General features: G+C 52.8%; 6 protein-coding genes and 1 pseudogene. 3 read left to right on the top strand and 4 right to left on the bottom strand.

The features are described 5' to 3' along the window. Positions 1–120: 120 nt before the first annotated feature. The 3 genes from QQ91_RS04815 to QQ91_RS04805 form a co-directional block, all read right to left on the bottom strand. Entirely contained in the window at positions 121–426 is a 306-nt protein-coding gene (locus tag QQ91_RS04815) for a hypothetical protein (RefSeq protein ID WP_166283948.1), read from the bottom strand. Positions 427–466: 40 nt separating this feature from the next. After that, positions 467–1,075, bottom strand: a complete 609-nt coding sequence (locus QQ91_RS04810; protein WP_166283946.1) for a hypothetical protein — start codon at positions 1,073–1,075, stop codon at positions 467–469. A 119-nt stretch (positions 1,076–1,194) separates the two neighbouring features. Further along, entirely contained in the window at positions 1,195–1,629 is a 435-nt protein-coding gene (locus QQ91_RS04805; RefSeq protein WP_166283944.1) for a hypothetical protein, read from the bottom strand. A 366-nt stretch (positions 1,630–1,995) separates the two neighbouring features. Here QQ91_RS04805 and QQ91_RS04800 point away from each other — a divergent pair, with 366 nt between their 5' ends. From QQ91_RS04800 to QQ91_RS04790, 3 genes are read left to right on the top strand one after another with little or no spacing between them, the layout of a single operon-like run. Then, entirely contained in the window at positions 1,996–2,412 is a 417-nt protein-coding gene (locus QQ91_RS04800) for a hypothetical protein (protein WP_166283942.1), read from the top strand. Between the two features lie 21 nt (positions 2,413–2,433). After that, positions 2,434–2,739: a hypothetical protein gene (locus QQ91_RS04795; protein ID WP_166283940.1), complete on the top strand. Its 306-nt coding sequence runs from the start codon at positions 2,434–2,436 to the stop codon at positions 2,737–2,739. Further along, positions 2,740–5,577, top strand: coding sequence for a helicase HerA domain-containing protein (locus tag QQ91_RS04790; RefSeq protein ID WP_166283938.1), 2,838 nt, complete (start codon positions 2,740–2,742; stop codon positions 5,575–5,577). A gap of 126 nt (positions 5,578–5,703) precedes the next feature. Here QQ91_RS04790 and QQ91_RS04785 read toward each other — a convergent pair. Further along, positions 5,704–5,884 (bottom strand): annotated as a pseudogene (locus tag QQ91_RS04785) (IS4 family transposase); the annotation flags it as partial.

Genomic DNA, 5,884 nt, shown 5'->3' with positions numbered 1-5,884 from the left:
TCGTCCACAACTTTGTTCGAGTTCATTTCACCACTAAAGTTGTTCCCGCTGTCAGGTTAGGGATTGTGGAAACTGGGCTATCTTGGTCGCAACTTCTGACGATGCGATATGCAATCTGACTCAGGACACACAATGCTTGTAGCCTCCCCACGCAGCGGAACCAGTGCCAATCTGTTCTCCCAATCCTTCAGGAACTTGCTCCGCAAGGGAAGGAGAGCGAGTCGGAGCGGGCGAGACTCCTTCCTCAGCCACGGGGCTTGTTTCTTCAATCTCCCCTCGGGGCTCTGGACTGCTTTCCTCAATCACCTCGGCACTGCGCTCCACCCGCTGCAACGGAGGTGACGCTGGACTCTCAACAACTGGGCTGGGAGTGGATGGAAAAGGAACACCAAACTGGGCAACTAAGATCACAGCGAGGACTTTCACCGCGTTCCTCCAACTTTTCCAGACTCACGAGAAAGACTGCTTACCATAAGCCAATGCCAAACGCTGAGTTATTGAGCATTTCATCGGCGATCGCTTCTTGGCTACGGAGTTCGGCTAAATCCGCTTCGCTATTTCGCTCATTAATTTGGTTGATCCCGTGAGCGGTAGCGGCAGATTGCTGCGTATTTTGCTGCTGCACTTGGGTTTGAACCTGCAAAATTCTTGACATCTGGGCGTTCTGTTCCAGCAGCGCATCCAGCTTTTTCTGGGTGATAGGAATTTCCTTCCCCTTAACGGCAGCAGTCGAAATCCCCTTTGACGCTTGAGCGGCAGCTTGAACTTGCTGAGCCTGAACAGATTGACCAGACTGTCCTAAGACTTGCTGCGTAATCTGCTGCACAACCCTTTGCTGAATTGAATCTGCAACAACGCCGGATGAAATAGAGGATAAATCCCCGTTACTGAGGGCCGCTTCTGCTTGGTTTGAGGCCGCAATCGGATCTGCAATCCCCATTGCCCCTAAAATATTCGTGATTTGCTTGCTGCTCCAATCGTTCAATTCTTGAGAGGCTCTTATTCCAGCTTCACCGGTAACCCCATCAATGATGTTGCTGGGAACACTTAAAGCTTCATCTAATACACCTGCCACCGGCCTAGGTAAAGCCTTACGGAGAAAATCTGGGACCTTAACGCTAAAAGCACTAGCTACTGTAGAAATAACGCAGAAAACGGCAAATGAAGTGAGAATCACAAATCTTTTCTTCATTTCTAACTCTCTAACGGTGAAATAACGTCGTCATATACGTAATCAAAAGGAACTCGGACATTTCCGGGGAAACAAGCCGATGTTCCGGTAACTAAGCCATCTGAAATTGAAGAAATCTTGAGTGAAATAGAAAACTTATCAACCCCACCGGTTTCAGATAATTCCTCAAAAAAAGGACCTGGCCATCGTTCCCCAGGAAACTGGTACCCATAAGCCGCCACGAACCGGCCAGGCTTCAATCGAAGGATTTCTTCAGAAGGCAACTTATTGCCCTCTGGCCAAGGGCTCAAATCAGGAACTTGTAGCAGACTCCGCTTACACTCAGCCTCTTTTACCCTGGCCAGCTCCATATCTCGCTGATGCTTCAGATTCGCAGCAATCAATCCCCCGATCGCCGTCAGGGCTGCCAAAATTCCCAAGCCAATGTAGAGCTGCATCCCCTGAAGGATGAATCCGCTCTGTCGAAACCTCATACACCACCCCGAAAAACACCAACCGGTTATAGGAAAAATTGTGGTGATTTTCACACAGATTTTATTTTCGGGCAAATAAAAATATGCCTTTTTCCCGAGAAGACTTACCAGAACCGGGATACACAATTTGTAACAGCTATTTTTATTTCTTGAAAGTATTTTGTTGATCCCTACAATCCACCTGATTCCTGGTAACTAAGGGCTTTCTGGATCTGCCTTGGTCAAGGCCCAAGGACTTGACTCAGAATTTTTACTCGGGTAAAGAATATTCCCATGTGAAATTTTGCTGCCCCTCACTACAATCTCTCAGAGTTCTTTCCCCTTCCCACAATGCTCAAACTTCAACGCTTCGCGATCGCCTCGCTTCTCTCAGGGCTTGCAGTGATTCTGTTTCAGCCCACGGCGAAGGCTCTGATCCTTGATACGACCACGGCAGTCGTTCGCTACTGCATCCTGCAAGATTTGGCGGGATTGGGTGGAGTGGTCGATGCCTTCTTCTGGGGGATCCGCGTGCTGTTTGTCCTCGTGGTAGTGGGGATCATCTATATTCTCTGGTCCAAGCGGGACGATAACGAAAATCTCCAAAATTGGATGCGCATTTTAGGCTCGCTCATCGTGGGTGCGGGGTTGATTGGGGCCTTTGAAGCTTATTTCCTGGGTTCTGCCAACGCGGCTCAAAGCTCCTGTGCTGCCTCAAATTCATCTCCATCGGCCCCATCAGGCGTTCCACCGGTTCCCGGTCAATAAGTTTTGGAAGGGGAGGCACCCATGCGCAGGTACATCCGGATCAACAAGGCCTTGGGTCGTCACGCCAAGCTGTTCTTCATTGATGTGGAGAATATTCCCGCCCTGATTCTTTGTGCGGCGATCGCGTTTTTTATCGGCCAGGTGATGGGATCCGAGGACTGGGCGCTGCCTCTCGTAATTTTCATTGGCTGCTTTGGCTCCTGGTTGATCACAGTCCGCAACAAGCCCAAGGAGTTTGTCGCCAAGTTTCACCGGGACCATCCCCCTAAGTGGAAGCGGGGGTCCGTTTACTACACACACCCTCTGAAGAAGGGAAAATCTCGCTAGATGCCGACCACTGCGCCTGCCATTGAGAACGATATCGACCTGACAAATGTGGTCTCGGTCTGCAACGGGGATCAGACGGTGCAGGCCATCCTGAATGCCAGGGGCTCCAAGAAGCAGTTTGTGTTCATCTGGGAGCTGGAGCCCCTCCACGACACGGCAATCACTGAAACTGAGTACGAAGCTATCCTGGCTGGCCTCAAGGAACTCTCCAAGGGGGAACTACTCACGTTCGTTTCCAGCTCATCGGGGGATCCAGAATCGGCGATCGCCCGGCTAGAGCGACGGTTGGAAGGGGCCTCGCAGGAGTCACAGTTCTTTATCCATGGGATGACCGCTCGCATCAAAGAGTTAACCCGACGCGGCGAACGCAAGGAACGAAGCTACTATGCGTTCGCCACCTATACGATTCGGGACCAGACCGGGGATGCCGAGGACCTGACGGAACGATTTCTCGCCAGCACGGTTTCCTTTTTCAAGAAAAATGTCAGCAAGTCTGAGGCCTGGGATGCCGAATCGATCACCCTGATGCTTCACCGGGTCTACGATGCCTGGGCAGAGTGGAACATGCTCCTGGGCACCAAGATGGGATTGAAGGGCAGACCCTTCAGCAAGGATGAACTCTGGGAATATTTGCGCTCCAAAATTAATGGCGAGTCCTGGCCGATTCCCTTACCGCACTGTCTATCGCTTCAGGGCCAGCAGCTCAAGGAACAGTATTTTCTCAAATCGAAGCGCAAGATTGCCGTGCAGTCCCATCGGCTGCACATGAGTTCCTTGCTGGTGAATCCCAATGCGGTGCCCAAGGCGGATCAGAATCTGTTTCTCCCGGCTCGCAAGGCCTACGTGGGGGTCGTGCGGCTCAAACAGTTACCAGACGGCTTTGAAAATGAGGCCCAGACGCTCCGCTGGCTGTGGGAGGAGGTCGCCGCCCAGGAACCCCTGATTGATTTCGATATCATTTCTCAGTTCTCCAGGGGAAACGAAAAAGACGCCATGCAGGCAGCACAGCGCTATGCCTTTCAGCAGGAGTCGATGCAGCGGGTCTCCAGTCAAAAGGGTGGACGGGACCGCATCGCTGAATATCGCGCTGATGAAGCGGGGGATGTTCAAATCAGCCTCATCCAGGGCGACATCCCCATCAATGTGGCGATCGCGATCTGCATTTATGTCTTTGTGGAGCCTGGGGCGCTCCAGGATCGCAAAGCGCACCAACGGGCCGTGGAAACTTTGCGCAGCAAGGTCAATTTTGTTAAAAACCGCTTCAAGCATCCGGCAGCGGCAATCCGGGAGGAGAACTATCCCTGGCGCACCTGGCTGCAAACGCTGCCCCTGAAAGTAGAGCCACTCTACGCCAGGCCCTATGATTTTCGTCATCCAGTTAACGCCAGTGCGGCGGTAGGCTTTACGCAACTGGTCGGCATCAACAATCGCGCTAAGTATGGGACTGAGCTGATTTCTGAAAAGGGCTCGACGCCCGTTCATCTGTCGCTCAATGATTCGCTGGGGTCACCCCGACACCTGGCCTTTTTCGGGAAAACGGGATCTGGGAAATCGACACTGGTGGCGCTGTTTATTATCAATGCGCTGATTCAGGGGATTCCCGTCACCATCATGGATTACCCCAAGGGAAAGCAGTCCAGCACTTACACCTGGCTGCTGAAGTTTTACGGCGGGGAGGAGTACGACACTGGCACCACCTGCAACAATCTCTTGGAATACCTGGACCTATCGGACATTCCAGAGGAAGAACACAAGCTGCGGATCGCCAACTTCTGCAAGAACATCACCAATCTGATCTGCAGTCTGGTCTTGGATGGAGAAGATGACCTGAGACTGTCCAAGTCTACGATTCGCTCTTTGATTGAGCTGGGGGTCTCGCGCTTCTACAGCAACTCCAGGATCATGGCCCGCTGTGAGGCGGCACGGCAGGCGGGCATCGGCACTCCGGAATGGGACAACTGGCCCACCCTGCACGACTACTATCATCTGTTCACTGAGGAAAATCTGATCGCCGAGGATTTTGGCAGCGAAATTCCCAAGGCCATCAAGTACATCCGCTATCGCCTCTACACCTGGCTCGAAAGCGATCTGGGACAGGCGATCGCGTCGCCCAGTTCCTTTGATGGCAGCTCGAATCTGGCGCTGTTTGCCCTGCGGAACATCAGCTCCAATCAGGAAGCGGCCATCCTGGGACTCTCGGCCCAGACGGCGGCCATGCGCAAGGCGTTTTCTTCCACCCGCAGTCTGTTCTACTGCGATGAGGTGTCAGTTCTGCTGAGGTTCACAAACCTGGCCTACGTGATTGGGACGTTCCTGGCCACAGGACGGGCCAATGGCTTATCGGTCCTGCTCGCTTCCCAAGATCCAGTCGCCCTCCAGCAAGCGCCGAAGGATGTGGCGGCCCAGATTCTTCAGAACCTCTCGGTGAAGCTGATTGGCAAAATCGCTGACCGGGGGGCGATCGCTTGTTACCAAGAGGTCTTTGGCTACGACTTCAAAACCTTGCTCGCCAATGCCAGCAGTGACTTTTTTCCCTCCCCTTCAGCGATCTATAGCCGCTGGCTGGTAGACGATGACGGACAGATCACCCCCTGTCGCTACTATCCCCCGGCAAACATCCTGGGCATCGTGGCGAACAATCCCAATGAAGTGCTAGGGCGATCGCTCTTTGAGAAGCGTTATGAGAATGAGTTTGAGGCGCTGGGACGCTACTCCAAATGGCTTTGGGAGCAATTCAAACAATACAGCGGGGAGACAGAGGAGATTATTACCCAGGAACACATTCAGGCGCTGGAGCAGCATCTGTTTGGAGAGGAGTCAAAATCTGTCTTGGGTTGAGTCTGCCGTCGTCAGTCCTCTGGTAGGTAGGGGATGAGCCCCTTCTCATAGGCAATCTCTTGAATCTGTCGGGGAAGTGTCCGGACGTAGTCAGACTTTGGGGCAATGTCACTGAAATAAGCTGAATCATGCGGCCAGCTTGTATTTGAGAATAGACCGAGGTTCCTGCATTCGAGGAAATGGCTTGGGACGCTGCTTCACCACTCTGGGTTCGCGTCGTCCGGGTCTATCCGGCACTAATACCGTTGCGGTTTCATACAGCAGATCCTCATACAACTGCTCTCGTCCAGACGAGTTGGCTGAGCCT

The sequence above is a fragment of the Lyngbya confervoides BDU141951 genome (assembly GCF_000817775.3).
GTDB lineage: Bacteria > Cyanobacteriota > Cyanobacteriia > Thermosynechococcales > Thermosynechococcaceae > Lyngbya > Lyngbya confervoides.
This window is presented reverse-complemented; position numbering and strand designations above follow the sequence as displayed.

Coding starts and splice junctions, on each gene's coding strand:
- QQ91_RS04805 (WP_166283944.1), bottom strand. CDS start 1,629: ATGCAGCTCTACATTGGCTTGGGAATTTTGGCAGCCCTGACGGCGATC.
- QQ91_RS04800 (WP_166283942.1), top strand. CDS start 1,996: ATGCTCAAACTTCAACGCTTCGCGATCGCCTCGCTTCTCTCAGGGCTT.
- QQ91_RS04795 (WP_166283940.1), top strand. CDS start 2,434: ATGCGCAGGTACATCCGGATCAACAAGGCCTTGGGTCGTCACGCCAAG.
- QQ91_RS04790 (WP_166283938.1), top strand. CDS start 2,740: ATGCCGACCACTGCGCCTGCCATTGAGAACGATATCGACCTGACAAAT.